Raw genomic sequence first — 26,619 nt, forward strand, 5'->3', positions numbered from 1 at the left:
GTGAGGTGGCGGAAGGTGGTTTTCACAGGCTTTCTCCTTGGACAAACAAATGGGCCTGCGGGCACAGGGACCGCAGGAGATCGTGGTTGAAAAAATCGTTCACGGGCAGGTCCGCCAGCAGGCGACCCTTTTCCAGATACACGACGCGGCTGGCCAGGCGTTTGACCTGGCCGAGGTTGTGGCTGCTGAAGACCAGCGTGGTGGGTTTGCCCGTGGGTTGGCCGGCCACGTCGCGCTGGCCGGCGGTGGTGAACTCGGCGATCAGCGCCTCCACCTCGCGCTTGGCGTGCGGGTCCAGGCTGGCGGTGGGCTCGTCGAGCAGCCACACGGCCGGGCGCAACGCCCAGGCCCGCGCCAGGGCCAGGCGCTGCTGCTGGCCGCCGGAGAGTGCGCGCCCGTTGCGCTCGGCCAGGTGCCCCATCTCCACGCGCTCCAGCGCCTGCAGGGCCAGCGCGCGCGTCTGGCGCGCGGGCACGCCCTGCAGCCACAGGCCGAGCTGGATGTTGCGCCGCGCGCTCATGCGCAGCATGTGCGGCCGCTGGAACAGCATGGCCACGCGCTGGTGCGCGGGCGTGTGCAGCTCGCCCGCGCTGGGGCGCTGCAGCCCGTGCAGGGTGCGCAGCAGCGTGCTCTTGCCACTGCCGTTGGCGCCGACCAGCGCCACGCGCTCGCCCTCTTCGATGCGCAGGAACACGTCCGTCAAGGCTTGCAGGCGCGCGGCCGGGCCCAGGTGCACCTGCACGCCGCGCAGCTCGAAACAGGCGGCGGGCACCACGGCGCGTTGAGCGGTCACGGGCAAGCCGCTCATGCCGCCACCAGCGGCGGCGCGGCGCTGGCCGCACCGTCGGCGCGCTCGCGCCAGCGGCTCAGCAGCGACACCCCGGCGTTGAGCAGGAGCACCACCAGCAGCAGCACCACGCCCAGTCCCAGCGCCAGCGGCAGGTCGCCCTTGCTGGTCTCGAGCGCGATGGCCGTGGTCATGACGCGCGTGAAGCCCTCGATGTTGCCGCCCACGATCATCACCGCGCCCACCTCGGACACGGCACGGCCGAAAGCCGTGAGCAGCACGGTGAGCAACGCGTAGCGCTCGTCCCAGGCCAGCAGCAGGCTTCGGAAAGCGGCACCGGCGCCCAGCGAGGCGAGCTGCTCGCCATGGCTGCGGTCGGCGTCTTCCACCACCTGGCGCGTGAGCGCGGTCACCAGCGGCAGCACCAGCACCGTCTGCGCCAGCACCATGGCCTGGAAGCTGAACAGCCAGCCCAGAAAACCCAGCGGCCCCGAGCGCGAGAGCAGCAGGTAGATGACCAGGCCGACCACCACCGAGGGGATGGCCAGGAAGGTGTTGAGCACGGTGAGCACCGCGCCCCGGCCGGGGAAGCGCGCCGCCGCGAGCCAGGCGCCCAGCACCAGGCCCAGCCCGCAAGCCAGCAGGCAGGCCGTGGCACTGACCGCCAGGGAGCGCATGACCACCGTCCACAGACCCGGGTCGCCCGACACGATCAGCCGCAGCGCCGTGGCCAGGCTGTCTGAAAATGTGTTCATATGTTCGATCGAGCTTACGTGGGTGCTCTGGAATTGAGAGTACGTAATGACGCGATATGAACGGATGGACATAAGCAGCCGCCCACGAGGTTCGCACCCTGTTTCGGGCACACTCAGCGTCCATGCGCAAGATCGAGCTCTCCTACACGCTGACGCCTCCCACGCCCGAGCGCTCGTCCCACCCCGCCTTGTTGCGCAACCCCATGATGGACGTGCTGCATGCCCTGCGCAGCAGCGGTTCGATCTCGGGCGCGGCGCGCGAGCTGGGGCTGTCGTACCGCCATGTGTGGGGCCAGCTGAAAGACTGGGAAGCCGGCCTGGGCCAGCAGCTGATCTTCTGGGAACGCGGGCAGGCCGCGCGCCTCACGCCCTTCGGCGAGCGCCTGCTGATGGCCGAGCGGCTCGCCCAGGCGCGGCTTGGGCCGCAGATGGAGAACCTGCGCGCCGAACTGGAGCGCGCCTTCGCCATGGCTTTCGAGGAAGGCCAGCACGCCAGCGCGGGCGATGTGATCACGCTGTACGCCAGCCACGACCATGCGCTGGCCGAACTGCAGCAGCACGCGGGCGCCGCCACCGAGGGCCGCCACGCCGCGCCGCCGCTGCACATGGACATCCGCTTCTGCGGCAGTGTGGACGCGATCCGCGCGCTCAACGAAGGGCGCTGCGAGCTGGCGGGTTTTCACACCCAGCCTTTCGCGGCCGCCGGCAGCCTGAGCGCGCGCGCCTACCGGCCGCTGCTCAAGCCCGGCCTGCACAAGATCATCGGTTTCGCGCGCCGCTCGCAGGGCCTGATGGTGGCGCCGGGCAACCCGCTGCGCCTGCGCGACATCGCCGACGTCTCGCGCCTGCAGGCGCGCTTCGTGAACCGCGCCATCGGCACCGGCACGCGCCTGCTGCTCGACGAGCTGCTGGCCCAGGCCACGCTGCTGCCCATGGACATCGTGGGTTACCACAACGTGGAGAGCTCGCACGCGGCCGTGGCGCAGGCGGTGGCCAGCGGCAGTGCGGACGTGGGCCTGGGCACCGAGTACGCGGCGCGCGCGCAGGGCCTGGGCTTCGTGCCGCTGACCGAGGAACGTTACCTGCTGGTCTGCCTCAAGAGCGCACTGGAGCAGCCACCCATGCAGCGACTGCTGCAGCGCCTGCGCAGCCGCGCCTGGCAGGAACGGCTGAACGCCCTGCCCGGTTATGCGACCGACCACTGCGGTGAGGTGGCAGCGATGAAACGACTGCTGCCCTGGTGGGACTGATCAGAAGGGCGGCCAGTCCCGCATCACATCGGCGGCATCGGGCTTGTTGAACTTGGGTGTGCCCGGCTTGCGCGGCGTGCCCAGCACCACCCAGCCCACCAGCTGTTCCCCGGGCTCGCAGAACGCGGCCACCACGGGCGCGGCGCGCACCTTGCCGCCCGAGAGCATCTTGCCGCCGTAGCCCATCGCGTGCGCGGCGTTCAGCAAGTTGGTGAGCGCGCCGCCCACCGTCATCCACTGTTCGTGCAGCGTGGCCACCGGGTGGCCGGGGTCGATGCGCGCGATCACCGCCACCAGCAGGGGCGCGTCCAGCGCGCGCAGGCGGTCCCGCGCCGCATCGGCCGCGCTCTTGCCGGCCAGCGCGGCGGCCTGCTCGAACAGGTCGGCCAGGCGCTCGCGCGCCTGGCCCCGGATGGCCGCGAAGCGGAACGGCACCAGCCCGGCGTGGTCGGGCGCGCGCAGCGCGGCGTCGGTCATGCGCCGCAGCTCGTCCAGCGTGGGGGCCGGGTCGGCCAGGTGCTTGGTGCCCACCGAATAGCGCTGGAGCAGGCCGGACAGGAGATCGGGTTGTGGGGCGTTCATGGGTCGAATCTTAGAAGACCAGGGTGCGCCAGCGCAGGTCGGCCGCGCGCGCCATGAACTGCACCGCGCCACCGTGGCCGCTGCACTCGGGAATGAGGCCCTTGGCTTCGAGACCTTGCGCGTGCAGCGCGTCGGTGCAGGCCAGCAGGCGCGCCCCGTGCGAGACCGCTTCGCGCATCGCGTCGAGCACGGTCTTGTCGAAGCGCTCGCTCGCGCGGAGCTGCTCGGCCACGCCGGGCACGAGCAGGTGCACGCTGCGCGCGGTGAAGTAGATCTCCACCGGAACATCCATCGCCGCCGCCGCGGCGGCGTGGAAGAACGGTGTGGCCAGGCGCTGCGGGTCTTCGGGCTCGGCGGCCCAGAGCAGGATGGCGATGCCCTCGGCTTCGTGGAACTCAACCATGCGCGATCTCGATGTTGTAGAGCCGAGCGTAGGCGGCCATGGCGTCAATCACCGCGCTCCCCGGGAGCAGCGCCGCGCGCTCGACCTCCAGCGCCGAAGGCCGCAGCCGCGCCACCCAGCCAGCGCCGTACGGGTCCTCGTGCACGCGCTCGGGCTGCTGCGCCAGCACCGGGTTGTGCTCGACCACCGTGCCCGACAAAGGGGCCCTCACCGACACGATGGACTTCGCCAGCTCGACCACACCGATGGACCGGCCCTGCTCCACCACCGTGCCCAAGGGCCTCGCCCGGCACATGTAGATCTCACCCGAGACGCGGATGCCCAGCGCGGTGATGCCCACGGTCACCAGGTCCGGCGCGTCGACGCGCGCCCACACCTGGTGCTCCACGTGGTACAGCAGATCGGCAGGGAAGTCAGGCGCAAAACGATCCATGGTCAAAGGCCTTGCCGGCGCGCACGCCCCACCACCAGAGACGCCGCGGAACTGGCTCCGCCAGGCCGCAGGCGTCGCCCCCTTGAGGGGGTCGCGCGAAGCGCGGCGGGGGTGCCTCCTCATGATGGCGGAGGGGAATGGGAGTCGAACCCACCCGGCGACGCATGGCGCCACCCACCGGGTTTGAAGCCCGGCCGACCCACCAGGGTCGTTTCCCCTCCGCGAAAAAAAGCTGGCCGATCATAGCGGTGCCTCCACCGCCTCGGCTGACAAAAACAGCTGGCTGTCCGCGCGCAGCCAGTGCACATCGCCCACGCGGCGCAGCAGGCCGATGCGGTCGAAGTGCTCCAGGATCTGGATCGCGCGCTTGCGACCCAGGCCCGTCGCATCGCGAAAGCCCGCCGCCGCCACCGTGCCCCCGTGGGCCGCGGCCACCTCGCGCGCCAGCGCGGCCAGTCGCGCCATGGTGGCCGGCGGGTAGTACAGGTCCTTGACGACCTGGTGCAGCTCGCCACGCTGCGACAGGCGCACCAGCGTCACGCGCACCAGGGCCTCGGGTTCGCCGCTGTCGCGCGCGAGGTCGCGCACCCAGGCGCCTTCGAAGCCGGCCGCGAGCAAGGGCGTGGCCACCTTCTGGGCCAGGCGCTCTTCGGTGGCGGAGAGCCGCACGCCGTGTTCGGGCAGGTGCACGAAAGCCCCGCGCACCCGCACCCGCCCCTCGGCCTGCAGGCGCGCGAGCAAGGCCCGCCACAGGGGTTCGGGAAGACGCGGCAGCGAGAGGCGGCGCAGGCGCGCGCTGTCGGGGCCGAGTTCTTCGCTGTGGCTGGCGTGGTAGGTGGTGAGCACCTGGGTCACGCGCTCGACGGCCTGCGCGGTCTGCGTGGCGCCCAGCGCCATCTCGCCGTGCGCATCGCCGTGGCGCAGCGCATCGGGCGGCAGCTCACCCAGCGACCTGCCTTGCGCGGCAGCGAAGCGGCGCAGGTCCAGGCCCTGGGGCGCCACGGCCAGCAGCGCGATCAGGCGCTCCTGCGCGGTCGGCAGCGCCAGCGCATCGAGTTCGGCCAGGCGCTGCGGCGTGCGGCGGTAGCGCACCGGCGCGCCCGGATCGAGCACCTGGCCGCCCGCGAGCGTGCGCGAGGCGGCCGCATCGCGCAGCACCACGCGGTCGCCGTGCCAGGCACCGAGCGGTTTTCTCAGCACCAGCTGCACGCGGGCGCTCTGCCCCGGCTCCAGCACCGGCGGGTCGAGCACCGCGACCGCCGCCAGCACCGAGGCCGAACCCAGGTGCGCGTGCACCGTGGCGCCCGAGCGCAGCGCGCGCGCCTCGCCGTGCCACAGCGTGAGCTGCACGTCCACGCGCTCGGTGGCCATGGCCATCGCGGGCTCGGTGAGCCACTGGCCGCGTTCGACCTCGTGTTTGTCCACCCCCGCCAGCGCCACCGCGCAGCGCTGCCCGGTGTGGGCCGTGGTGACCGCGCGGTTCTGCGCGTGCAGGCTGCGCACGCGCGCGCGCCGGCTGCCTGGCACCAGCTGCAATTCGTCGCCCACGCTCACCTGGCCCGCGTGCACGGTGCCGGTGACCACGGTGCCCACGCCATCGAGCGTGAAGGCGCGGTCCACCGCGAGGCGGAACGCATCGGCCTCGCGCGCGGGCGTGCCGGTGTCGGCGGCGGCCTGGAACAGTGCGGCCTTCAGTTCCTCCAGCCCTTGGCCGGTGTGCGCCGAAACCGGCAGCACGGCCGCGCCGGCCAGGGGGGTGGGCGCGAGCAACGCGCGCACCTCGTCCGCCACGGCCTGCACGCGCGCGGCGTCGGCACGGTCGCACTTGGTGATGGCCACCAGGCCCCGGGCAATGCCCAGCAGCGACAGCACCGCCAGGTGCTCCTGCGTCTGCGGCATCACACCGTCGTCGGCCGCCACCAGCAGCAGGGCGAAGTCGATGCCGGTCGCGCCGGCCAGCATGGTGTGCACCAGGCGCTCGTGGCCGGGCACATCGATGAAGCCGATGCGCTCGCCGGTCGGGGCATCGAGGAAGGCGTAACCGAGTTCGATCGACACGCCGCGCTGTTTCTCTTCGGGCAGGCGGTCGGTGTCCACGCCGGTGAGCGCGCGCACCAGCGTGGTCTTGCCGTGGTCGATGTGGCCTGCGGTGCCGATGATCATGGGTTGAGCACCCTTCGGGCCAGGGTGGACAGCAGGTCGACCAGCGCCACCAGCACGATGGTGGCGATCAGGATGGAGCCGGTCTCGCGCATGTGGAACAGGCCCATGTGGAAGGACAGCATCTGGCCCAGGCCGCCACCACCCACCACGCCCAGCACCGCTGCGGCGCGGATGTTGTTCTCCCAGCGGTACAGGGTGTACGAGAGCAGTTGCGGCAAGGCCTGCGGGAAGGTGGCGTAGAGGAACACGCGACCAGCCGACACGCCCTGCGCGCGCAGGGCGAAGGCCGGGCCGTCGGGCGCGTTCTCGATCACCTCGGCGAACAGCCGGCCGAGCACGCCGGTGGTGTGCAGGGCCAGCGCCAGCGTGCCCGCCAGCGGCCCGAGCCCCGCCGAGATCAGCAGCAAGGCGGCCCACACGAGTTCGGGAATCGAGCGCAGCACATTGAGCAGCCCGCGCGTGGGCAGGCGCCAGAAGCCCGCCGCCTGGCCGGGTGTGCGGCTCGCCGGCAAGGCCAGCAGCAGGCCGAAGATGGCCGCCAGCAGGGTGCCCACCGCCGACATGGCCAGGGTCTCCAGCGTCGCCACACCCAGGCGCGCGAGGAAGGCGGGCTCGATCGCCGGGTTCGCCATCTCGCCCAGGAAGCGCCCCATCCTGAGCGCGGCGTCCATCGAGAACAGGCGGCCCCAGTCGATGCCGATCTCGGCGAAGCTGGCCACCGCCAGCGCGGCCATGCCGAGCAGCAGCAGGGGCACGCTCCAGCGGCGCGGGGGTGGCAAGGGTAGCGCGCTCACCCGATGGCCTTTCTCAGCTGCGCGCTGACCAGATCCGCCAGCGCCACCAGCAGGATGAACGCCAGCAGGATGGTGGCGACTTCGCCGCCGTTGAACATCTTCATCGAGGCATCGAGCTGCTGCCCCAGGCCGCCGGCCCCGACGAAACCCAGCACCGCCGAGGAGCGGATCGCGCACTCCCAGCGGTACACCGTGTAGCTGGTCAGCTCGCGGGAGTTGCCGGGCAGCAGTGCGTACAGAAAGGCCTGCAGCCGCCCGCTGCCGTTGCGCAGCAGGGATTTCGTGGGATGCAGGTCGCCGCTCTCCAGGATCTCGCCGTACACCTTGCCCAGCATGCCGGCGTAGGTGAGCGCGATGGCGAGCACCCCCGCGCTCGGGCCCAGCCCGACCACGCGCACGAACACCAGCGCCCACACCAGCTCGGGCACGCTGCGCAGCACCACCAGCAGGGCACGCACCGCCTGCCGCGCGGCCCAGGCCAGCGGGTGCATGCGCCCGCTGAGCGCGGAGACGGAGATCGCCGCACACGACAGCAGCGTGAGCGGCACCGCGAGCACCAGGGCCAGCACCATGGCGGCCGAGGCGATGGCCACGGTGCGCCAGGTCTCGCGCGCCACCATGGCAAGAAATTCGGCCGACATCGCCGGCGGCAGGAAGTCGCCCAGGAAGCGCAGCGTGATGCGCAGGTTGTCGGGCTCGAACAGCAACCAGGGCTTGAACTCCACCGCCACCAGCGCGGGCGCCAGCAGCGCCAGGGCGGCCAGCATCCAGAAGACGCGCCCGCGCCAGGCGGGGTCGTGGTGGAGGTCCAGGCGGTCGGCGGTCATGGCGGGCTCAGCAATGCATCACCGAGGTTGCGGGCCGCGCGGCCGCCGCCGCCGCGTCGGCGGCCGGGGGCGCGCCCAGCAGCTCGTGCTCGAAGCTCGCGTACAGGTGCGCGAGCCGATCGGGGCCGACCTCGCTGGCGGGCAGATCGAACACCAGCCGCCCTTCCCGCAGCCCCAGCACGCGCGGAAAACTGGCCAGCGCCAGATCGACCTGGTGCAGCGAGGCCACCAGGGTGACACCACGTTCGCGCGCGAGCTGCGTGATCACGCGCAGCGCCAGGGCCGCGCGCGTGGGGTCGAGCGCGGACAAGGGCTCGTCGATCAGCCACAGCGCCGCGGGCGACAGCAGCGCGCGCGCCAGGCCCACGCGCTGGCGTTCGCCGCCCGAAAGGCGGTCCACCCGCTCCCAGAGCTTGTCGCCCAGGTCGAAGCGCTCCAGCGCGGCGTGCGCATCGGCCGCGCCGCGCGGCTTGAGCAGCGACGCGAGGCTGGCGCCCAGGCCCATGGCCGGCAGCCGCGCGGCCAGCACGGCGGTGACGACGCGCTGGCGCGGCGGCAGCGGCGGCGTCTGGGGCGCCAGGAAGAGCCGGCCGCGCAGGCGACGAAGATCGCCGGCACCGAGCGACCAGGGGTCTTTTCCCTCCACGCGCAGCTGGCCGCTGGCCGGCGGCAACGCGCAGGCCAGGGTGTGCAGCAGCGTGGTCTTGCCCGCGCCCGAGGGGCCGATCACGACCACCTGCTCCCCCGGTTCGATGCGCAGATCGACGTCGGCGAGCGCGGGCGCGGCACCCACGCTCGCGGCGGGGTGGCGCACGGCGAGCTGCTCGAGCGCGAGGGACAGTCCGGTCATTGCTTGATCAAGCCCGCGCTGCGTCCGGCGGCCTCCAGGCCCTTGTAGTTGTCGGCCTTGGTGGGCACGAAGCGCGTGGCGCGCGCCAGGCCCAGCACCTCCTTGCCTTCGGGGTTGTCGGCGTTCAGCGCCAGCAGCGCCTGGGTGACCTTCTCACGCTGGGCGGCCGGCATGTCGGCGTGCACGGAGTAGTTGTAGTTGAAGTACGGCGGCGTGGTGTAGAACACGTCGACCTTGCTGGTGTCGACCTTGTTCTCGCTCACGAACTTGCGCCAGACCGTGATGTCCAGCGCGGCGGCGTCCACGCGGCCGCTCACGACCGAGGCGATGGTCGCGTCGTGCGCGCCGGAGAAGGCCACGCGCTTGAAGTCGCGCTCGGGTTCGATGCCGGCCTCCAGCAGGAAGCTGCGCGGCATCAGGTGGCCCGAGGTGCTGGAGGCCGAGCCGAAGCTGACCTGCTTGCCCTTGAGGTCGGCCAGGGTCTTGATGCCGGAGTCCTTCTGCGTGATGAAGACCGAGCGGAACTGCGTGTCCTCCTCGCGCTGCACGAGCGGCACGATCTTGTCGCCCGAGCGCAGCTTGGCCTGCACGAAGGTGAAGCCGCCGAACCAGACCATGTCGACCTGCTTGTTGACCAGGGCCTCGACGGCGGCCGGGTAGTCGGCCACCGGAATGAACTCGACTTTGGTGCCCAGCGTGCGCTCCAGGTACTTGACCATGGGGCCGAACTTGCGGATCTGCTCCGAGGCGGCTTCTTCCGGGATGGTGGTGACCTTGAACGTGGCCTGCGCGTGCGCGCCCGCGGACAGCAGCGAGAGCGCTGCCAAGGCGGTCAGCAGGCGCGCCCGACGGGCGACGCGGTGGAGGAAGGCGATCATGGCAAGGGTCCTTTCGGTGCGGGGTGGGAGGGACGGGCGGCGAAACGGGCGTGCTTCAGCTGAACATGTCGTCGAACTTCAGGCCGGCCCAGCGGAAGTTCTCCTTCACGAGGTCGGCGCTGCGCTGGTTGATGTCGATCTGGGTCTGCTCGATCACGCCCTTGTCGTTGACCTTGTAATCGAACTGCACGCTGATGGCCTCGCGCGGTTCGCCGTTGACCATCATGTAGCAGAGATTGTCGGGCAGCGCGGCCTTGGGCGCGCGGCCAGCGATGCGCTCGGCGATGTAGGCCGCCACGATGTGGCCGTGCTTGTTCGCGACGTGCGCGCTCTTGGGGTAGAAGGCGAACTGCGGCGAGACGAAGCCCACGGCGTCGCCGATCACGTACACGTCCGGGTCGCCCTTGAGGTGCAGCATGAGCGGGTCCACCTCGGCCCAGCCGGTGGGCTTGCCCTGCGAGTTCAGGCCCACGGCGCCGGCCTTCCATGCCAGGTCGCCGGCCTGGTGCGGCGCCATCAGCACGGCGTGGTCGAACTTCATGTCGCCCGCGTCGGTCTTGATGGTCTTCTTGAAAGGGTCGATCTCCTGCACGTGCGCGTTGGGCACGTAGGTGATGAAGTCCTTGTAGAGCTCGTTGAACGCGGCGCGGAAACCCGGCCCGATGGGGCGCACGCCGTCCTTGTGGTCGAGGATGGTGACCTTGCCCTTGATCTTGTGGTGCTTGAAGTACCAGGCCACCATGCAGGCGCGCTCATAGGGCGAGGGCGGGCAGCGCTGCGGGGGCGGCGGCAGCGTCATGACCCAGTCGCCACCTTGGAAGCTGTGCAGGGCCTTCTTCAGCGCGAAGTGTTCGGCGTTGCTGATGTAGGCGGCGGGAAAGCGCGCGCGGGTGGCGTCGGCCACGCGGCGGTCGTTGCCGAACCAGGCTTCGTAGTCGTAGCGGATGCCGGGGGCGAGCACGAGGTAGTCGTAGTCCAGCGCGCCCAGGGTGGTGACCACGCGCTTGCCACCGCGGTCCACCTCGAGCACCTCGCTCTGGATGAAGCGGTAGCCGTGCTGCTCCGAGACGCGCAGGTAGTCGTGCGTGATGAAGCTGGTGTCCACCATGTCGACCAGCCACTTGTTGCTGATCGGGCAGGAGAAGAACACCGGGTTGCGTTCAAGCAGCACCACCTCGGCCGAGGGCACGAGCTGGCGCAGGTACTTGGCCGCGGTGAGGCCGCCCCAACCCCCGCCGCAGACCACCACGCGCGGCGCCTTGCCCTTGGGCAGCAGCATCTGCTGCGGCTGGCCGATGAAGAAGGGCAATGACGGTGCGCTGCCCGTGGCGCCGGGTGTGGCGCAGCCGGCCAGCAGGCTGCCGGTGGCGCCCGCGGCGGCGGTGAGGAAGGTGCGGCGGTCCAGGCTCATGGGGTCTCCTTGTGTCGTGGTGGCATCAGCGCAGCGCCTGGCGCAGGTCGGGCAGCTGGCTCAGGAAGGGCGCGCTGTCCTCCAGGCAGCGCAGATCGAGCAGCAGGCGGTCGTCGGCGACGCGGCCGATCACCGGCAGCGGCAGGCCGCGCAAGGCGGTGGCGAGTTCGTCGAGCGCGCGGCCCGCGCCCTTCTTCTGCAGCGGCGCGATGGCCAGGCCGGCCGAGGGCAGTTTTTCCACCGGCAGCGAGCCCGAGCCGATCTGGCCCATGAGGTCGAGCACCGCCACCTCGAAACGCGGCGCCACCGCCGAGGCCACCTCGGACAACAGGGTGTGGGCCAGCGCGCGGATGGCGTCGGCCGGCCGGGTGAGCAGGCGCAGCGTGGGCAGGTCCTGCGTGAGGCGTTCGGGCCGCAGGTAGAGCATCAGCGTGGCCTCCAGCGCGGCCAGCGGCAGCTTGCTCATGCGCAGGGCGCGCTTCATCGGGAACTTGCGGATGCGGCCCACCGCCTCCCGGCTGCCCACGATCAGGCCGGCCTGCGGGCCACCGAGCAGCTTGTCGCCGCTGAAGGTGACGATGTCGCAGCCGGCCGCGAGCTTCTCCTGCGGCAAGGGCTCGCGCGGCAGACCCCACTGGGCCAGGTCCACCAGCGACCCCGAGCCCAGATCGGTGGCCAGCGGCACGCCGCGCGCGCGCGCGATGCCCGCGAGCTCGGCCTCGTCCACCGCCGTGGTGAAGCCCTGCACCGCGTAGTTGCTGGTGTGCACCTTCATCAGCAGCGCGGTGCGCTCGGTGATGGCGCGCTCGTAGTCGTGCGGGTGGGTGCGGTTGGTGGTGCCGACCTCGACCAGCGTGGCGCCGGCCGAGCTCATCACGTCGGGCATGCGGAAGGCGCCGCCGATCTCGACCAGTTCGCCGCGCGAGACGATCACCTCCCTGCCCCGCGCCATCGCGGCGATGGTGAGCAGCACGGCCGCCGCGTTGTTGTTCACCACCGTCGCGGCCTGCGCGCCGGTGAGCGTGCACAACAACTCTTCGACGATGCTGTCGCGGTCGCCCCGCCCGCCGCTGTCCAGGCTGTACTCCAGGTTGTTCGGGCTGGCCATCATGGCCAGCAGGTGCTGCAGCGCGCTGTCGGCCAGCAGCGCGCGGCCCAGGTTGGTGTGGATCACCGTGCCGGTGAGGTTGAGCACGGCGCGCATGCGCGGTGCCAGGCGCTGGCCCACGCGGCGCGCGAGCGCTTCGGCCAGCACGTCGTGCGCCACCGCCTCGGCCGGCAGCGAACCGGCCAGGGCCTGGGTGCGCAGCCCGTCGAGCAGGCCACGCGCTTCGCTGGCCACGCGGGTGTGGCCATGTTCGGCCAGCAGCGCGGTCACGGCCGGCTGCCGCAGCAGGCGGTCGACGGAAGGCAGGTCTTTGGGGTGAACCGGGGAGCTGGCCTTGGAACCGTCGACGACGGATTCGGTGGGCCGGCGCATCAGCCGCCTCCCGCTTGCGGGTCGGGCTCGGGCGGTTCGGGCTCGCCGAACAGCAGCATGAAGTTCACGCCATGGCGCTGCTTGCCGGTGTCGGAGACCAGCAGGTCCAGCGTGAGGCTGGCGAGGTCGTCGGCCACCGGATCGACGAAGGGGTCGCGGTCGGTGTGCACGATCTTGAGGTAGTGGCCGCACTCGTCGCAGGTCTCGGCCTGCACCTTGGCCGAGGTGGCGCGCGAGGCGCCGCTGCCCTCTTCTCCCGCTGCGCCATCGGCGACATCGAGCGCCAGGAAGGACAGCGACTTGCTGCTCAGGCAGTGCGGGCACTTGCCGCGCACCATGTGCCATTCGAGGTTGCACACCGAGCAGTGCAGGTACCGCTGACCGAGCGATTCACCGGCGGTGCGCGTGATGCTCGCGGTGGGCCGGCCGCCGCAGCAGGGGCAGATGGTTTCGTCGTCGATGCGGCCGAAGGGCGAGCCCTGGCCCTGGTGGCCGGCCTGCGTGGCGAGCAGCAGGTGCGTCCAGTGCACCTGCAGCGCGGCGCCCACCACCGGGGCCGTGCCCAGATCGAGACCGGTCGACAGGCCATGCAGCAACAGGTCGGCCTGGCGCTCCAGGAACACGTCGTCGGCCTGGGCCAGCGCGTTCAGCGTGTCGCGCGCCCCTGGCGGCGCGCGCTGGGCGAGTTCGGTGGCGATGCGCCGCAGCGTGGCGCGCCAGGCCGGGTCGCGCGGCCAGTCGGCCAGGGGCAGCGGTGGCACGCCTTCGCGCGCGGCGCGGTCGATGGTGACCGCGTCGGGCAACGCCATGGCGGGCATGGCCTGCAGGGCATGGTGCTGCTCGTGGGCCAGATCGGCCATGAAGCGCAGGTAGTCGCCCAGCGCATGGCCGCTGGCCAGCTGTCGCAGCCGCATGGCGCGCTCGGCGAACAGGGTGGCGCGCTCGGGAAAGCGCAGGGTCGGTGTCTCCCCACCGCCGCGGGCGGCGATCTCTTCGGGGGACATGATGCGCACCGTGGCGCTGCTCGTCATCGGCATCTCTCCAAAAAAACCATCCCGGGCACCAGCAGCGCCCGGGATGGGGGTATCGGGCTCAACGGCCCTTGTGGTGGGTCATTTCCTCATGCCACAGCGGGTGGTTCAGGCGCGCCCAGTTCTCGGTCACGGTGCCGCGCGTCATCGCGCGCACCGTGCCCTTGACCCAGATCGCCGCGTACACGTGCACGATCACGCTGAGCACCAGCACCACGGCCGACACCGCATGCAGCAGCACCGCGATGCGCATGACCGGGATGCTGAAGAAGGGCGCGAACCACGGCCGCCAGAACATGAAGCCCGTGACCACCAGCACCAGCAGGCTCAGCGCCATGGCCCAGAAGACGAACTTCTGGCCCGCGTTGTACTTGCCCACCGGTGGCATGCCGGCCTTGTCGCCCTGCAGCATGCGCCCCGCGTGTTTCATCCAGGCCCGGTCGTGGTCGTTGATGAGGTTTTCGCGCCAGATCTTGATGAAGAACAGCAGGAAGCCCAGCACCATCAACAGGCCGAGGAAGGGATGCAGGATGCGCGTCCACTGCCCGCCACCAAACAGGTTGGTGAAGAAGAACAGGCTCGGGTGGAAGAACGCCAGCCCCGAGAGCGCGGCCAGGAAGAACATGAGCGCGATGAACCAGTGGTTCATGCGGTCGCCGTCCCGGTAGCGCTGGATCAGTCGCTTGCTCATTTCACCACCTCCTTCTCTTCGTCGGCGGGGTCCTTCTCCTCGACCGGCCCCACCTTCATGTAGTGGAAGAAGCCCGCCACGGCCGCGCCGAGCACGGCGGCCACCGCGAGCGGCTTGGCCACGCCCTTCCACAGCGAGACGAAGGGGCTGATGGTCGGGTCCTTGGGCAGGTCCACCAGCTCGGGCCGGTCGGCGTGCTTCATCACGTACATGACGTGCGTACCGCCCACACCCTGCGGGTTGTAGAGGCCCGCGTTCTGGAAGCCGCGTTCCTTCAGTTCATCCGAGCGCTTCTCGCCGTAGGCGACCATGTCGTCCTTGGTGCCGAAGCTGATGGCGCCGGTCGGGCAGGTCTTCACGCAGGCCGGCTCCAGGCCCACGCCCACCCGGTCGGAACACAGGGTGCACTTGTACGCCTTGTTGTCCTTCTGGCTGATGCGCGGAACGTCGAAGGGGCAACCCTTGACGCAGTAGCCGCAACCGATGCAGTTCTCGCTGATGAAGTCGACGATGCCGTTGCTGTACTTCACGATCGCGCCCGGCGAAGGGCAGGCCTTCAGGCACCCGGGGTCCTCGCAGTGCATGCAGCCGTCCTTGCGGATCAGCCATTCGAGGCTGCCTTCGGTGGGCTCGACCTCGAAGAACTTCATCACCGTCCAGCTCGTGGGCGTGAGATCGGCGGGGTTGTCGTAGACGCCGATGTTGGTGCCAACCTCGTCGCGCAGGTCGTTCCAGTTCATGCAAGCCACCTGGCAGGCCTTGCAGCCGATGCACTTGGACTCGTCGATGAGCTTGGCGAGCGCAGGCGCCGATGTGCGCACCTGCGGTGTGGGCGTGGTGGTGGCCGAGCGGGCCACCACGTCGAGTGATTGCAAGCTGGCCATGTCAGTCTCCGCAGAGCCGCCTCAAGGAGGCTGAAGCCCCCTTGGGGGGCAGCGAATGGAATGAGCGTGGGGGCGTCATGTGGTCACCTTTTCGATGTTGACGAGGAACGCCTTGAACTCCGGTGTCTGCGAGTTCGCATCACCGACGAAGGGAGTGAGCGCATTGGCCAGGTAGCCGTTCTGCGTCACGCCCTTGAAGCCCCAGTGGATCGGAATGCCCACGTGGTGGACCTTCTGACCGTTGACGTCCAGCGCCTTGATGCGCTTGGTGACCACGCAGGCTGCCACGACCTCGCCCCGGTTGCTGCGCACCCGGACCATGTCGCCTTGCCTGATGCCTTTCTCCGCCGCCAGCGCTTCGCCGATCTCGACGAAGGGCGCGGGCTGCACGATGGCATTGCTGCGCGAGTGCTTGGTCCAGTAGTGCAGGTGCTCCGTGAGGCGGTAGGTGGTGGCCGCGTAGGGGAACTCGTCCTTCTTGCCGAAGGCTTCGAGATCGCCCTTGAACACGCGGGCCGCCGGGTTGCTCACAGCCTTGGGGTTGCTCGGGCACATGAGGTTCACGCCCACCGGCGTCTCGAACGGCTCGTAGTGCTCGGGGAACGGCCCCTCGTTCATGCCGATGGCGTGCAGGCGGGCCACCCCCTCGGGGTTCATGATGAACGAGCCCACGTTCTCCTCGGGCGCCGCATTGGGCCGCATGTCGGGGATGTCGGGCCCCGACCAGGCCGTGCCGTTCCAGCGCAGGTAGGAGCGCGTGCTGTCCCACGGCTTGCCCGCCGTGTCGGCCGAGGCGCGGTTGTAGAGGATGCGGCGGTTGGCCGGCCACGCGAAGCCCCAGTTCTGGAACACGCCCAGGCCGCTGGGGTCGGACGTGTCGCGGCGCGCGGTCATGTTGCCCGCCTGCGTCCAGCAGCCCGCGTAGATCCAGTTGCCGCACGCGGTGGAGCCGTCGTCCTGCAGCAGCGCGAAGTTGGGCATCTGCTCGCCTGCCTTCACCACCACCGGCCGGGGCGCGTCCGGGTTCTTCGGATCGACCGGGCCGAGCACGTCCTTGAGCGCGCGGCCGTTGATCTCGCGCAGCACCTCGGCGGGCGACGGCACGTTGGCGTTGAGGTAGGGCCAGCTCAGCGCGGCCACGGGTTCGGGCATCGTGCCGCCGTCCTTGGCGTACATCGCGCGGATCTTCATGAACAGGCGCGCCATGATTTCCGAATCCACCTTGGCCTCGCCCGGGGGATCGACGGCCTTCTCCTTCCAGGCGATGACGCGGCTGGAGTTGGTGAAGGTGCCGGTCTCCTCGGCGAAGCAGCTGGTCGGGAAGCGGAACACCTCGGTCTGGATCTTGGCGGGATCGACGTCGTTGAGCGGTCCGAAGTTCTTCCAGAACTCGCTCGTCTCGGTCTCCAGCGGGTCCATGACCACCAGGTACTTGAGCTTGCTCAGGGCCTGCGAGAGCTTCTTCTTGTTGGGCACCGCCGCGATCGGGTTGAAACCCTGCACGAGGAAGCCGTTCATCTTGCCCTGGTGCATCAGCTCGAACATGTGCAGGATGTCGTAGCCCGCGTCGCGCTTGGGGATCCAGTCGTACGCGTAATGGTTCTCCGCGTTGGCCGCGTCCCCGTAGTAGGACTTCATCAGGCTGGTGTGCCATTTCGGGAAGTTCTGCGGGAACGACATCTGGTTGGGCCGCAGCGCCTTGGGTGAGCGCCGGGCCAGGTAGTCCACCCGGTTGGTGTCCGCGTCCGTGGGCGCACTCAGGTAACCCGAGAGCACTTCCGAATACGCGTTCATGTCGGTGATGCCCTGCACGTTGGCGTGGCCGCGCAGCGCGTTCACCCCCCCACCCGGGCGGCCCATGTTGCCCAGCAGCAGCTGGATCATGGCCATGGTGCGGATGTTCTGCGAGCCCACGCTGTGCTGGGTCCAGCCGAGCGCGTAGCAGATGGTCATCACCTTGTCGGGCCCCGCCGTGGAGGCGAGCATCTCGGCCACCTTCAGGAACTGGGCCTGCGGCGTGCCGGTGATCCTGCTCACCATCTCCGGTGTGTAGCGCGCAAAGTGCTTCTTCATCTGCTGGAACACGCACAACGGGTCCTGCATCGTCTCGTCCACCTTGACGAAGCCGTCCTCGCCGATCTGGTAGCCCCAGGTCGACTTGTCGTAGCTGCGCTTGTCCTCGTTGTAGCCGGAGAAGAAGCCGTTGTCGTAGCTGTAACCGGGCTTGGTGAGGAAGGTGCAGTCGGTGTTGAACTTGACGTATTCGTGGTGAATCTTGTCGTTGCTCAACAGGTAGTTGATGACACCAGCCAGGAAAGCGATGTCGGTACCCACCCGGATGGGCGCGTAGTAGTCGGCCACCGCGGCGCTGCGCGTGAACCGGGGATCCACCACGATCAGCTTGGCCTTGCGGTGCTGCTGAGCTTCGGTGACCCACTTGAACCCACACGGGTGGGCTTCGGCGGCATTGCCGCCCATGATGAGAACGAGATCCGTGTTCTTGATATCGGTCCAAGAATTCGTCATCGCTCCGCGACCGAAAGTCGGGCCCAGACTGGACACCGTCGGCGCGTGTCAGATGCGTGCCTGCGTGTCCAGGGTGACGATCCCCAGACCGCGAGCAATCTTGACGCTCAGATAACCGGATTCGTTGGAAGAGGCCGAGGAGATCAGGAAACCGGTGGAGTTCCAGCGGTTGACCGTGGTGCCTGCGGCATTGGTCTTGATGAAGTTCGCGTCGCGGTCCTTCTTCATGTGCGTGGCCACGCGGGTCAGCGCCTCATCCCAGGAGATGCGCTTCCACTGGTCGGTGCCGGCTTCGCGCACCTGCGGGTAGTGCACGCGGTTGGGGGACTGGATCATGTCCATCACGCCGGCGCCCTTGGGGCAGAGCGTGCCCCGGTTGACCGGGTTGTCCGGGTCGCCCTCGATGTGCACGATGGTCGATTTGACGTTCTTGGCCTTGTCGCCCAGCGTGTACATCACCAGGCCGCAACTGACGGAGCAGTAGGGGCAGATGCTGCGGGTTTCGGTGGTTCTGGCCAGTTTGAAGCTGCGCGTCTCCGCGAGGGCCGCCGTGGGCGAGAAGCCCAGGGCCACCAGGCTGGAACCTACCAGCCCCGCTCCACTGACCCGGAAGAAATGCCTCCGGTTCATGTCCATGTCGATCGTCTCCTGCGGGCGTGGGGGCCCGTCGCTGATGTCGCCTGCTACCCGGCAGAGCTGAAATCAGTTTGCATGAGACCCTTCTCAGGGCAGTGATCGCTATTACCTATGAACTCGCTTACAGATGTTGCAGACGAGAACACAGGCCGCACCCGGGGGACAGGCTGTCCCGCCACGCGACAACTTGTCGCGGCCGTCGGCCTGGTGCACCCGACAACCCCGATTCGAGTGGGGATTTGACGGCCCGGAATTTGCTTTGATGCTGCGCGCACAAGGCCAAAGGCCTCGCACGCCCGGGCAACAGCGCCAGCGGAGGCGGCTCAATCGGGCCCGGAAGCGGTCAAAAGCCGCGTTTGAGCGGCCGAGCCCGAAGGCGATGTGTCACATTGGCGACAGACGGCGCGCGATCTCGGCGACCAGCTGGCGCGCCAGCACCAGCTTGGAGGCGCGGGGCAATTCCTTCATGCCACGCTCGTCCACCAGCAGCAGCGCGTTGTCGTCCTGGCCGAAGGTGGCCGGGCCGATGTTGCCCACCAGCAGCGGCACGCCCTTGCGCTTGCGCTTGGCTTGGGCGTGCTCTTCCAGATCGTGGCTTTCGGCGGCGAAGCCCACGCAATAAAGCTCGCCGCTCTTCGCGCGTGGCGAGGCCGCGATGGCGGCCAGGATGTCCGGGTTCTCGACGAACGACAGCGTGGGCACCTCGCCCGAGCCGTCCTTCTTGATCTTGTGTTCCGCCGATGTCGCGGGGCGCCAGTCGGCCACGGCCGCCGCGGAGACGAAGACCGTGGCGCCGGGCACCAGCAGGTCCAGGCTCTTCTGCATGTTCAGCGCCGACTTCACGTTCACCCGCCCCACGCCGCGCGGCGTGGGCAGCCCCACCGGCCCGGCCACCAGCGTGACCTGGGCGCCCGCCTCGTGGGCCGCGCGCGCGATGGCGAACCCCATCTTGCCGCTGGAGAGATTGGTCAGGCCCCGCACCGGGTCGATGGCTTCGAAAGTCGGGCCGGCGCTCACCAGCACATGCTGGCCGGCCAGCGGCTTGGGCTGGAAGAAGCGGGTGAGGTCGTAGAGCAACTCGTCGGGCTCGAGCATGCGACCGTCACCGGTTTCGCCACAGGCCTGCTCGCCCGCGCCCACGTCCAGCACGGTGGCGCCATCGGCACGCAGCTGTTTGACGTTGCGCTGGGTCGCCGGGTGCGCCCACATCTCGCGGTTCATGGCCGGCGCCAGGATCAGCGGCACCCGATCGATCGGCCGCGCCAGGCACATCAGGCTGAGCAGGTCGTCGGCCCGGCCATGCACCAGCTTGGCCATGAAGTCCGCGCTCGCGGGCGCCACCATGATGGCGTCGGCCTCGCGGCTGAGGTTGATGTGGGCCATGTTGTTGCCCGGGCGCGCGTCCCACTGCGAGGTGAACACCGGCCGGCCCGACAGCGCCTGCATGGTCACCGCGGTGGTGAACTGTTCGGCCGCCTCGGTCATGACGACCTGCACCGTCGCGCCCTCCTTCACCAGCGCCCGGCAGAGTTCGGCCGCCTTGTAGCAGGCGATGCCTCCGGAGAGGCCCAGCACGATGTGTTTTCCGGCGAGGTCGTTCATGCGCGCAATGTAGCAGTTCGGGTCTGTCCCGACAGACCCCATGGAATGCCCGGAAAGGGGCGGCCTTTATAATCGCCATTTCCACCTCCTGCGAGCAACCGGCTCGCCCGAGACATGACCAAATTTGTGTTCGTCACCGGCGGTGTGGTGTCCTCCCTGGGCAAGGGCATTGCCTCCGCATCACTGGCCGCTCTCCTCGAGTCCCGCGGCCTCAAAGTCACCCTCATCAAGCTCGACCCGTACATCAACGTGGATCCGGGCACCATGTCCCCCTTCCAGCACGGCGAGGTCTTCGTCACCGACGACGGCGCCGAGACCGACCTGGATCTGGGCCACTATGAGCGTTTCATCGAAACGCGCATGAAGAAGACCAACAACTTCACCACCGGCAAGATCTACCAGTCGGTGCTGGAGAAGGAACGCCGGGGCGACTACCTCGGCAAGACGGTGCAGGTGATCCCGCACGTCACCAACGAGATCCAGGAGTTCATCCAGCGCGGCGCGGGCATCGGCACGCCCGACGCGGTGGACGTGGCCATCGTCGAGATCGGCGGCACCGTGGGCGACATCGAGTCCCTGCCCTTCCTCGAGGCCGTGCGCCAGATGAGCCTGCGCCTGGGCCCGAACAACTCGGCCTTCGTGCACCTGAGCTACGTGCCCTGGATCGCCGCCGCCGGCGAGCTCAAGACCAAGCCCACGCAGCACACCGCCAAGGAACTGCGCGCCATCGGCATCCAGGCCGATGCGCTGCTGTGCCGCGCCGACCGCCGCATTCCCGACGACGAGCGCGCCAAGATCTCGCTGTTCTCCAACGTGCCCGAATGGGGCGTGATCTCCATGTGGGACGTGGACACCATCTACAAGGTGCCGCGCATGCTGCACGAGCAGGGCCTGGACGGCCTGATCTGCGACAAGCTGCGCATCAACACGCCCCCGGCCAAGCTCCAGCGCTGGGACGACCTGGTGCACGAGGTCGAGCACCCGAAACACATCGTGAAGATCGCCATGGTCGGCAAGTACGTCGACCTGTCGGACAGCTACAAGTCGCTCAACGAGGCGCTGCGCCACGCCGGCATGAAGAACCACGCCAAGGTGCAGATCGACTACATCGATTCGGAAACCATCTCGCCGGCCAACGTCGCCAAGACGCTGGGCGCGTTCGACGCCATCCTGGTGCCCGGCGGCTTCGGCAAGCGCGGCATCGAAGGCAAGATCTGCGCGGCCCGCTATGCGCGCGAGCAGAAGGTGCCCTACCTCGGAATCTGCCTGGGCATGCAGGTCGCCACCATCGAGTACGCGCGCCACGTCGCCGGCCTCAAGAACGCCAACAGCACCGAGTTCGAACCCGACACGCCGCACCCCGTGATCGCCCTGATCACCGAGTGGAAGGACGCCGACGGCAGCATCCAGCAGCGCAGCGCCAGCTCCGACCTGGGCGGCACCATGCGCCTGGGCTCGCAAAGCTCCGACGTGGCCCCCGACACCCTGGCCCACCAGATCTACGGCCCGGTGGTCACCGAGCGCCACCGCCACCGCTACGAAGCCAACGTGAACTACCTGGACCAGCTGCGCGCGGCCGGCCTGGTGATCGCGGCGCTGACCCAGCGCGAGCAGCTCACCGAAATGGTCGAGCTGCCGCAGAAGGTGCACCCCTGGTACGTGGGCGTGCAGTTCCACCCCGAGTTCAAGTCCACCCCGTGGGACGGCCACCCGCTGTTCAACGCCTACGTGAAGGCGGCGCTGGTCCACCAGGGCCAGACGAGCACCAAAACCCCGGTCGCGGCCTGAGCACCCCACGGAGAGGCACCCCATGAAACTCTGCGACTTCGACATCGGCCTGGACCGGCCCTTCTTCCTGATTGCCGGGCCCTGCGTGATCGAGTCCGAGCAGTTGCAGATGGACGTGGCGGGCCAGCTCAAGGAGATCACGGCCAGCCTGGGCGTGCCCTTCATCTTCAAGAGCAGCTTCGACAAGGCCAACCGCAGCAGCGGCACCAGCTACCGCGGCCCGGGCCGCGACAAGGGCCTGGAGATCCTGGCCAAGGTCAAGCGCGAACTCGGCGTGCCGGTGCTCACCGATGTGCACAGCGAGGACGACATCGCCGATGCGGCCAAGGTCTGCGACGTGTTGCAGACCCCGGCCTTCCTGTGCCGCCAGACCGATTTCATCCGCGCGGTGGCGCAGAGCGGCAAGCCGGTCAACATCAAGAAAGGCCAGTTCCTCGCGCCGCACGACATGAAGAACGTGATCGACAAGGCGCGCGCGGCCGCCAAGGAAGCCGGCCTCAACGAAGACAGCTTCATGGCCTGCGAGCGTGGCGCGAGCTTCGGCTACAACAACCTCGTCTCCGACATGCGCGGCCTGGCCATCATGCGCGAGACCGGTGCGCCGGTGGTGTTCGACGCCACGCACAGCGTGCAGCTGCCCGGCGGGCAAGGCACCAGCAGCGGCGGCCAGCGCGAGATGGTGCCGGTGCTGGCGCGCGCGGCGGTCGCCGTGGGCGTGGCCGGCCTGTTCATGGAAACCCACCCCGACCCGGCCAAGGCCCTGAGCGACGGGCCCAACGCCGTGCCGCTCAAGCACATGAAGGCGCTGCTGGAAACCCTGCTCGCGCTCGACACCGTGACCAAGAAGAACGGTTTCCTCGAAGACCGTTTCAACACCTGATTTCCCCTTCTTTCTTCTTCTTTCTGTCTCTGACCCAAAGGTAGTGAATCCATGAGTGCAATCGTTGACATCGTTGGCCGCGAAATCCTGGACAGCCGCGGCAACCCCACCGTCGAATGCGACGTGCTGCTGGAAAGCGGCGTGATGGGCCGCGCGGCCGTGCCCTCGGGCGCCTCCACCGGCAGCCGCGAAGCCATCGAGCTGCGCGACGGTGACAAGAGCCGCTACCTCGGCAAGGGCGTGCTCAAGGCGGTGGAGAACATCAACACCGAGATCAGCGAAGCCGTGCTGGGCCTGGACGCCTCCGAGCAGGCCTTCCTGGACAAGACCCTGATCGACCTCGACGGCACCGACAACAAGGGCCGCCTGGGCGCCAACGCCATGCTGGCCGTCTCCATGGCCGTGGCCCGCGCCGCCGCCGAAGAGGCCGGCCTGCCGCTGTACCGCTATTTCGGCGGCATGAGCGCGGTGCAGATGCCCGTGCCCATGATGAACGTGGTCAACGGCGGCGCGCACGCCAACAACAACCTGGATCTGCAGGAACTGATGATCATTCCCGTGGGCGCGCCGAGCTTCCGCGAGGCTGTCCGCTGGGGTGCCGAGGTGTTCCACGCGCTCAAGAAGATCATCCACGACAAGGGCATGAGCATCGCCGTGGGCGACGAAGGCGGCTTTGCCCCCAACGTGGCGAACCACGAAGCCGCGATCCAGATGATCCTGGAAGCCATCGGCAACGCCGGCTACACCGCCGGCGAGCAGATCGCCCTGGGCCTGGACTGCGCCGCGAGCGAGTTCTACAAGGACGGCAAGTACCACCTGGAGGCCGAAGGCCTGGTGCTCAGCGCCGAGGACTGGACCAACATGCTGGCCACCTGGGTTGACAAGTACCCCATCATCAGCATCGAAGACGGCATGGCCGAAGGCGACTGGGACGGCTGGAAGGTGCTCACCGAACGCCTGGGCGCCAAGGTGCAGCTGGTGGGCGACGACCTGTTCGTCACCAACACCAAGATCCTCAAGGAAGGCATCGAGAAGGACATCGCCAACTCGATCCTGATCAAGATCAACCAGATCGGCACGCTGACCGAGACCTTCGCCGCCATCGAGATGGCCAAGCGCGCCGGCTACACCGCCGTGATCAGCCACCGCTCGGGCGAGACCGAGGACAGCACCATCGCCGACATCGCCGTGGGCACCAACGCCGGTCAGATCAAGACCGGTTCGCTCTCGCGCTCGGACCGCATGGCCAAGTACAACCAGCTGCTGCGCATCGAGGAAGACCTGGGTGATGTGGCCGTGTACCCCGGCCGCGACGCCTTCTACAACCTGAAGTAAGCTTCGGCTTCATGGCCCGCCGCTTCATCCCCGCCCTGCTGATCGCGCTGCTCTTCATCGTGCACGCGCAGCTCTGGTTCGGGCGGGGCAGCGTGACCCAGGTGGCGAGCATGAAGCAGCACCTGGCCACGCAGGAGCAGACCAACCGCGAGGCCCAGTTGCGCAACGACCAGTTGCTCAGCGAAGTGCGCGACCTGCAGCAGGGCCTGGACATGGTCGAGGAACTCGCCCGCCAGGAATTGGGCATGGTCAAGCCCAACGAAATCTTCGTGCAGATCGCGCAGAACAAGCGCTGATCGATGGCGGTCTGCGTCGCGCTGCTCGGCGGCGAATCCAGCGGCAAGTCCACGCTGGCCCAGGCGCTCGAACGCCACCTCAACGACATCCACGGTCTGCGCGCGGTCTGCGTGCCCGAGCACCTGCGCGCCTGGTGCGAGGCGCGTGGCCGTGCCCCCCACGCCCACGAGCAGGCCGCCATCGCGGACGAGCAGACGCGGCTCATCGACCGCGCGAAGCACGCACCCGGTGTGGACCTGGTGATCGCCGACACCACGGCCCTGATGGTCGCGGCCTACAGCGCGCTCTACTTCCAGGACGACACCCTGCTCGCGCCCTCGCTCGCCGCACAGCGGACCTGCGACCTCACCCTCCTCATGGGCCTGGACCTGCCCTGGACGCCCGACGGCCTGTTCCGCGACAGCCCGGCCGTGCGCGACGCCACCGACAGCCTGCTGCGCCGCGAGTTGCAAGACGCGGGCATCGCCTTCCAGACGGTGTACGGGCAAGGCGACGCGCGCCTGCAACAAGCCCTGCGCGCCGTGGGCACGGCGCTGGGCCGGCCGCTGGTGAAGGAAGACCCCGCCCTCGCCAACGGCCTGCGGCCCTGGTCATGCGACAACTGCAGCGACCCCGACTGCGAGCACCGGCTGTTCACCGGCCTGCTGTCACGCAACGCTTAGAGGGGGAGTTCCCAGGCCAGAACACCGCGGAACTGGCTTTGCCAGGCCGCAGGTGTTGCCCCCTGGGGGGTAGCGCGCAGCGCTGCGGGGGGGGTCAATGTTTCTGGTCGCTGGCCGGCGCTTGCTGGGCCGGTTGCAGGAAGACTTGAGCGGCGTCCACCGGATCGAAGCGGTACTGGGCGCCGCAGAACTCGCAACCCACCTCCACCTGGCCCTGCTCGGCGAGGATGGACTCCACCTCGTCGCGCCCCAGGCTGCGCAGCATGCTGCCCACGCGCTCGCGCGAGCAGGTGCAGGCAAAACGCGGGCCCTGCTCGCCGGTGAGCGGTTCGAAACGGCGCACGTCCTCTTCCCAAAACAGGCGGCGCAGGATGGTGTCGGCGTCCAGGCTCAGCAGCTCCTCGCGCTTGAGGCTGGAAGCCAGGATCGCGATGCGGTTGTAGTCCTCGTTCACGCCGATCTGGTCCTCGTCGCGCGCGCCCGACTGGCCCGCGAGGTTGTCCACCCCCTGCAGCGGCAGGCGCTGGATCAGCAGGCCGGCGGCCATCTTGTCGTCGGCCGCGAGCACCAGGCGCGTGTCGAGCTGCTCGCTCTGCAGCATGTAGTGCTCGATCACCTCGCTGAGCTTTTCGAGCTTCTCGCGCCGGTCGCCGAACAGCGGCACCACGCCCTGGTAGGGCTGCTGGCCCGGCAGGCGGTCCTTGGGGTCGAGCGTGATGGCGCAGCGGCCCTGGTTGGTGACGTTGACCATGTGCGAGAGCGGCGCATCGGCCGCCACCTCGCCCACCACGGTGGCGGTGGCGCGCAGGCTCAGGTCGGGCTGCACCTCGGCCACGGCCAGCTTCACCGGCCCGTCGCCCATGATCTGCATGATCAGCGCGCCGTTGAACTTGATGTTGGCCTGCATCAGCGTGGCCGCCGCCGTCATCTCGCCCAGCAGCTCGGTGACCGCCGCGGGGTAGCCCCCGGCGTCGCGGTGGCGCTGCAGGATTTCCTGCCATGCGTCGGTCAGGCGCACGAGCATGCCGCGCACCGGCAGGCCTTCAAAGACGAATTTGTGGAGTTCGGACACGCAAGGCTTTCAGGGTCAAATCAAAAAAATCGAAGGGGAACAGGTCGGGGTCAGGCGATCTTTTTCAAGCCCTGGCGGTAGCGCGCGGCGTTCTCGATGTAATGCCCGGCGCTGCGGCGCAGGCCCTCGATCTGCTCCGGCGTGAGCGACTTCACCACCTTCGCCGGGCTGCCGATGATCATGCTGCCATCGGGGAATTCCTTGCCCTCGGTGACCAGCGAACCCGCGCCCACCAGGCAGTTTCTGCCGATCTTCGCGCCGTTGAGCACCGTCGCGCCAATGCCGATGAGCGATTCGTCGCCGATGGTGCAGCCGTGCAGCATCACCTGGTGGCCCACGGTCACGTGCTTGCCCACGCTCAGCGGGAAGCCCACGTCGGCGTGCATCACGCTGCCGTCCTGGATGTTGCTGCCTTCGCCGAGCGTGATGGTCTCGGTGTCACCCCGCAGCACCGCCCCGAACCACACGCTGCTGTTCTCGCCCAGCACCACGTTGCCCATCACCTGCGCGCTGTCGGCCACCCAGGCCGATTCGGCCATGCGGGGTGCGACGCCATCGAGTTCGTAAATCGCCATGGGGGAAGTCTCCGTCGTTCCTGAAAC

General features: G+C 69.0%; 25 protein-coding genes and 1 tRNA gene. 6 read left to right on the forward strand and 20 right to left on the reverse strand.

Going from position 1 to position 26,619, the window contains the following annotated elements:
- Positions 1 to 22: 22 nt before the first annotated feature.
- Together ABSY19_RS03970 and ABSY19_RS03975 are read right to left on the reverse strand one after the other, a co-directional pair.
- Positions 23 to 808 carry an ATP-binding cassette domain-containing protein gene (locus tag ABSY19_RS03970; RefSeq protein WP_382159262.1) on the reverse strand — a complete coding sequence of 262 codons (786 nt, stop codon included), beginning with the start codon at positions 806 to 808 and terminating at the stop codon, positions 23 to 25.
- Positions 805 to 1,542, reverse strand: a complete 738-nt coding sequence (locus ABSY19_RS03975; RefSeq protein ID WP_382159264.1) for an ABC transporter permease — start codon at positions 1,540 to 1,542, stop codon at positions 805 to 807. Before ABSY19_RS03975 ends, ABSY19_RS03970 begins: the two co-directional genes overlap by 4 nt.
- A gap of 122 nt (positions 1,543 to 1,664) precedes the next feature.
- On the opposite strand from ABSY19_RS03975, the gene ABSY19_RS03980 reads away from it, so the two are divergent.
- The gene (locus ABSY19_RS03980; RefSeq protein ID WP_382159266.1) at positions 1,665 to 2,792 is read left to right on the forward strand and encodes a substrate-binding domain-containing protein; all 1,128 of its coding nucleotides are present in this window, start codon (positions 1,665 to 1,667) and stop codon (positions 2,790 to 2,792) included.
- Here ABSY19_RS03980 and ABSY19_RS03985 read toward each other — a convergent pair whose 3' ends face one another.
- From ABSY19_RS03985 to coaBC, 16 genes are all read right to left on the reverse strand, one after another.
- On the reverse strand, positions 2,793 to 3,374 hold the full coding sequence (locus ABSY19_RS03985; protein WP_382159268.1) for a nitroreductase: 582 nt from the start codon (positions 3,372 to 3,374) through the stop codon (positions 2,793 to 2,795).
- A 10-nt stretch (positions 3,375 to 3,384) separates the two neighbouring features.
- The gene (locus ABSY19_RS03990; protein ID WP_382159270.1) at positions 3,385 to 3,777 is read right to left on the reverse strand and encodes a DsrE family protein; all 393 of its coding nucleotides are present in this window, start codon (positions 3,775 to 3,777) and stop codon (positions 3,385 to 3,387) included.
- Positions 3,770 to 4,210, reverse strand: coding sequence for a glycine cleavage system protein H (locus ABSY19_RS03995; RefSeq protein ID WP_382159272.1), 441 nt, complete (start codon positions 4,208 to 4,210; stop codon positions 3,770 to 3,772). Before ABSY19_RS03995 ends, ABSY19_RS03990 begins: the two co-directional genes overlap by 8 nt.
- A gap of 125 nt (positions 4,211 to 4,335) precedes the next feature.
- Positions 4,336 to 4,431, reverse strand: a tRNA-Sec gene (locus tag ABSY19_RS04000).
- A 19-nt stretch (positions 4,432 to 4,450) separates the two neighbouring features.
- Complete coding sequence (selB, locus tag ABSY19_RS04005; protein WP_382159273.1) at positions 4,451 to 6,373, reverse strand: selenocysteine-specific translation elongation factor; 1,923 nt, start codon at positions 6,371 to 6,373, stop codon at positions 4,451 to 4,453.
- Positions 6,370 to 7,107: a phosphonate ABC transporter, permease protein PhnE gene (gene phnE / locus ABSY19_RS04010; protein WP_382163672.1), complete on the reverse strand. Its 738-nt coding sequence runs from the start codon at positions 7,105 to 7,107 to the stop codon at positions 6,370 to 6,372. Before phnE ends, selB begins: the two co-directional genes overlap by 4 nt.
- Before the next feature lie 56 nt (positions 7,108 to 7,163).
- Entirely contained in the window at positions 7,164 to 7,994 is an 831-nt protein-coding gene (locus tag ABSY19_RS04015; RefSeq protein ID WP_382159275.1) for a PhnE/PtxC family ABC transporter permease, read from the reverse strand.
- 7 nt (positions 7,995 to 8,001) lie between these two features.
- The gene (locus tag ABSY19_RS04020) at positions 8,002 to 8,835 is read right to left on the reverse strand and encodes a phosphonate ABC transporter ATP-binding protein (protein ID WP_382163673.1); all 834 of its coding nucleotides are present in this window, start codon (positions 8,833 to 8,835) and stop codon (positions 8,002 to 8,004) included.
- Positions 8,836 to 8,840: 5 nt separating this feature from the next.
- Positions 8,841 to 9,722, reverse strand: coding sequence for a putative selenate ABC transporter substrate-binding protein (locus tag ABSY19_RS04025; RefSeq protein ID WP_382159277.1), 882 nt, complete (start codon positions 9,720 to 9,722; stop codon positions 8,841 to 8,843).
- Between the two features lie 55 nt (positions 9,723 to 9,777).
- Positions 9,778 to 11,133, reverse strand: a complete 1,356-nt coding sequence (locus tag ABSY19_RS04030) for an FAD-dependent oxidoreductase (protein ID WP_382159279.1) — start codon at positions 11,131 to 11,133, stop codon at positions 9,778 to 9,780.
- Positions 11,134 to 11,158: 25 nt separating this feature from the next.
- Entirely contained in the window at positions 11,159 to 12,613 is a 1,455-nt protein-coding gene (gene selA, locus ABSY19_RS04035; RefSeq protein WP_382159281.1) for an L-seryl-tRNA(Sec) selenium transferase, read from the reverse strand.
- Entirely contained in the window at positions 12,613 to 13,644 is a 1,032-nt protein-coding gene (gene fdhE / locus ABSY19_RS04040; protein WP_382159283.1) for a formate dehydrogenase accessory protein FdhE, read from the reverse strand. The genes selA and fdhE overlap by 1 nt, the downstream gene beginning before the upstream one ends.
- 61 nt (positions 13,645 to 13,705) lie before the next feature.
- The gene (locus tag ABSY19_RS04045) at positions 13,706 to 14,335 is read right to left on the reverse strand and encodes a formate dehydrogenase subunit gamma (RefSeq protein ID WP_382159285.1); all 630 of its coding nucleotides are present in this window, start codon (positions 14,333 to 14,335) and stop codon (positions 13,706 to 13,708) included.
- Positions 14,332 to 15,219, reverse strand: coding sequence for a formate dehydrogenase subunit beta (gene fdxH, locus ABSY19_RS04050; protein WP_382159287.1), 888 nt, complete (start codon positions 15,217 to 15,219; stop codon positions 14,332 to 14,334). The genes ABSY19_RS04045 and fdxH overlap by 4 nt, the downstream gene beginning before the upstream one ends.
- A gap of 75 nt (positions 15,220 to 15,294) precedes the next feature.
- Complete coding sequence (gene fdnG, locus ABSY19_RS04055; protein ID WP_382159289.1) at positions 15,295 to 18,381, reverse strand: formate dehydrogenase-N subunit alpha; 3,087 nt, start codon at positions 18,379 to 18,381, stop codon at positions 15,295 to 15,297.
- A gap of 384 nt (positions 18,382 to 18,765) precedes the next feature.
- A complete protein-coding gene (gene coaBC, locus ABSY19_RS04060) occupies positions 18,766 to 19,983 on the reverse strand; it encodes a bifunctional phosphopantothenoylcysteine decarboxylase/phosphopantothenate--cysteine ligase CoaBC (protein WP_382159291.1) in 1,218 nt (405 codons plus the stop codon).
- Positions 19,984 to 20,097: 114 nt separating this feature from the next.
- On the opposite strand from coaBC, the gene ABSY19_RS04065 reads away from it, so the two are divergent.
- From ABSY19_RS04065 to ABSY19_RS04085, 5 genes are read left to right on the forward strand one after another with little or no spacing between them, the layout of a single operon-like run.
- Positions 20,098 to 21,771 carry a CTP synthase gene (locus ABSY19_RS04065; RefSeq protein ID WP_382159293.1) on the forward strand — a complete coding sequence of 558 codons (1,674 nt, stop codon included), beginning with the start codon at positions 20,098 to 20,100 and terminating at the stop codon, positions 21,769 to 21,771.
- A 22-nt stretch (positions 21,772 to 21,793) separates the two neighbouring features.
- Entirely contained in the window at positions 21,794 to 22,651 is an 858-nt protein-coding gene (kdsA, locus tag ABSY19_RS04070; RefSeq protein ID WP_382159295.1) for a 3-deoxy-8-phosphooctulonate synthase, read from the forward strand.
- 51 nt (positions 22,652 to 22,702) lie between these two features.
- A complete protein-coding gene (gene eno, locus ABSY19_RS04075; protein ID WP_382159297.1) occupies positions 22,703 to 23,986 on the forward strand; it encodes a phosphopyruvate hydratase in 1,284 nt (427 codons plus the stop codon).
- Between the two features lie 11 nt (positions 23,987 to 23,997).
- A complete protein-coding gene (locus ABSY19_RS04080; RefSeq protein WP_382159299.1) occupies positions 23,998 to 24,282 on the forward strand; it encodes a septum formation initiator family protein in 285 nt (94 codons plus the stop codon).
- 3 nt (positions 24,283 to 24,285) lie between these two features.
- Positions 24,286 to 24,945: an AAA family ATPase gene (locus ABSY19_RS04085; RefSeq protein ID WP_382159301.1), complete on the forward strand. Its 660-nt coding sequence runs from the start codon at positions 24,286 to 24,288 to the stop codon at positions 24,943 to 24,945.
- 94 nt (positions 24,946 to 25,039) lie between these two features.
- Here the strand turns inward: ABSY19_RS04085 and ABSY19_RS04090 are convergent, their stop codons facing one another.
- Positions 25,040 to 26,017, reverse strand: a complete 978-nt coding sequence (locus tag ABSY19_RS04090) for an Hsp33 family molecular chaperone HslO (protein ID WP_382159303.1) — start codon at positions 26,015 to 26,017, stop codon at positions 25,040 to 25,042.
- Between the two features lie 50 nt (positions 26,018 to 26,067).
- The gene (locus ABSY19_RS04095) at positions 26,068 to 26,592 is read right to left on the reverse strand and encodes a gamma carbonic anhydrase family protein (RefSeq protein ID WP_382159305.1); all 525 of its coding nucleotides are present in this window, start codon (positions 26,590 to 26,592) and stop codon (positions 26,068 to 26,070) included.
- Positions 26,593 to 26,619: the final 27 nt, after the last annotated feature.

Source organism: Hydrogenophaga sp. ANAO-22 (assembly GCF_042466645.1).
Classification (GTDB): Bacteria; Pseudomonadota; Gammaproteobacteria; order Burkholderiales; family Burkholderiaceae_C; genus Hydrogenophaga.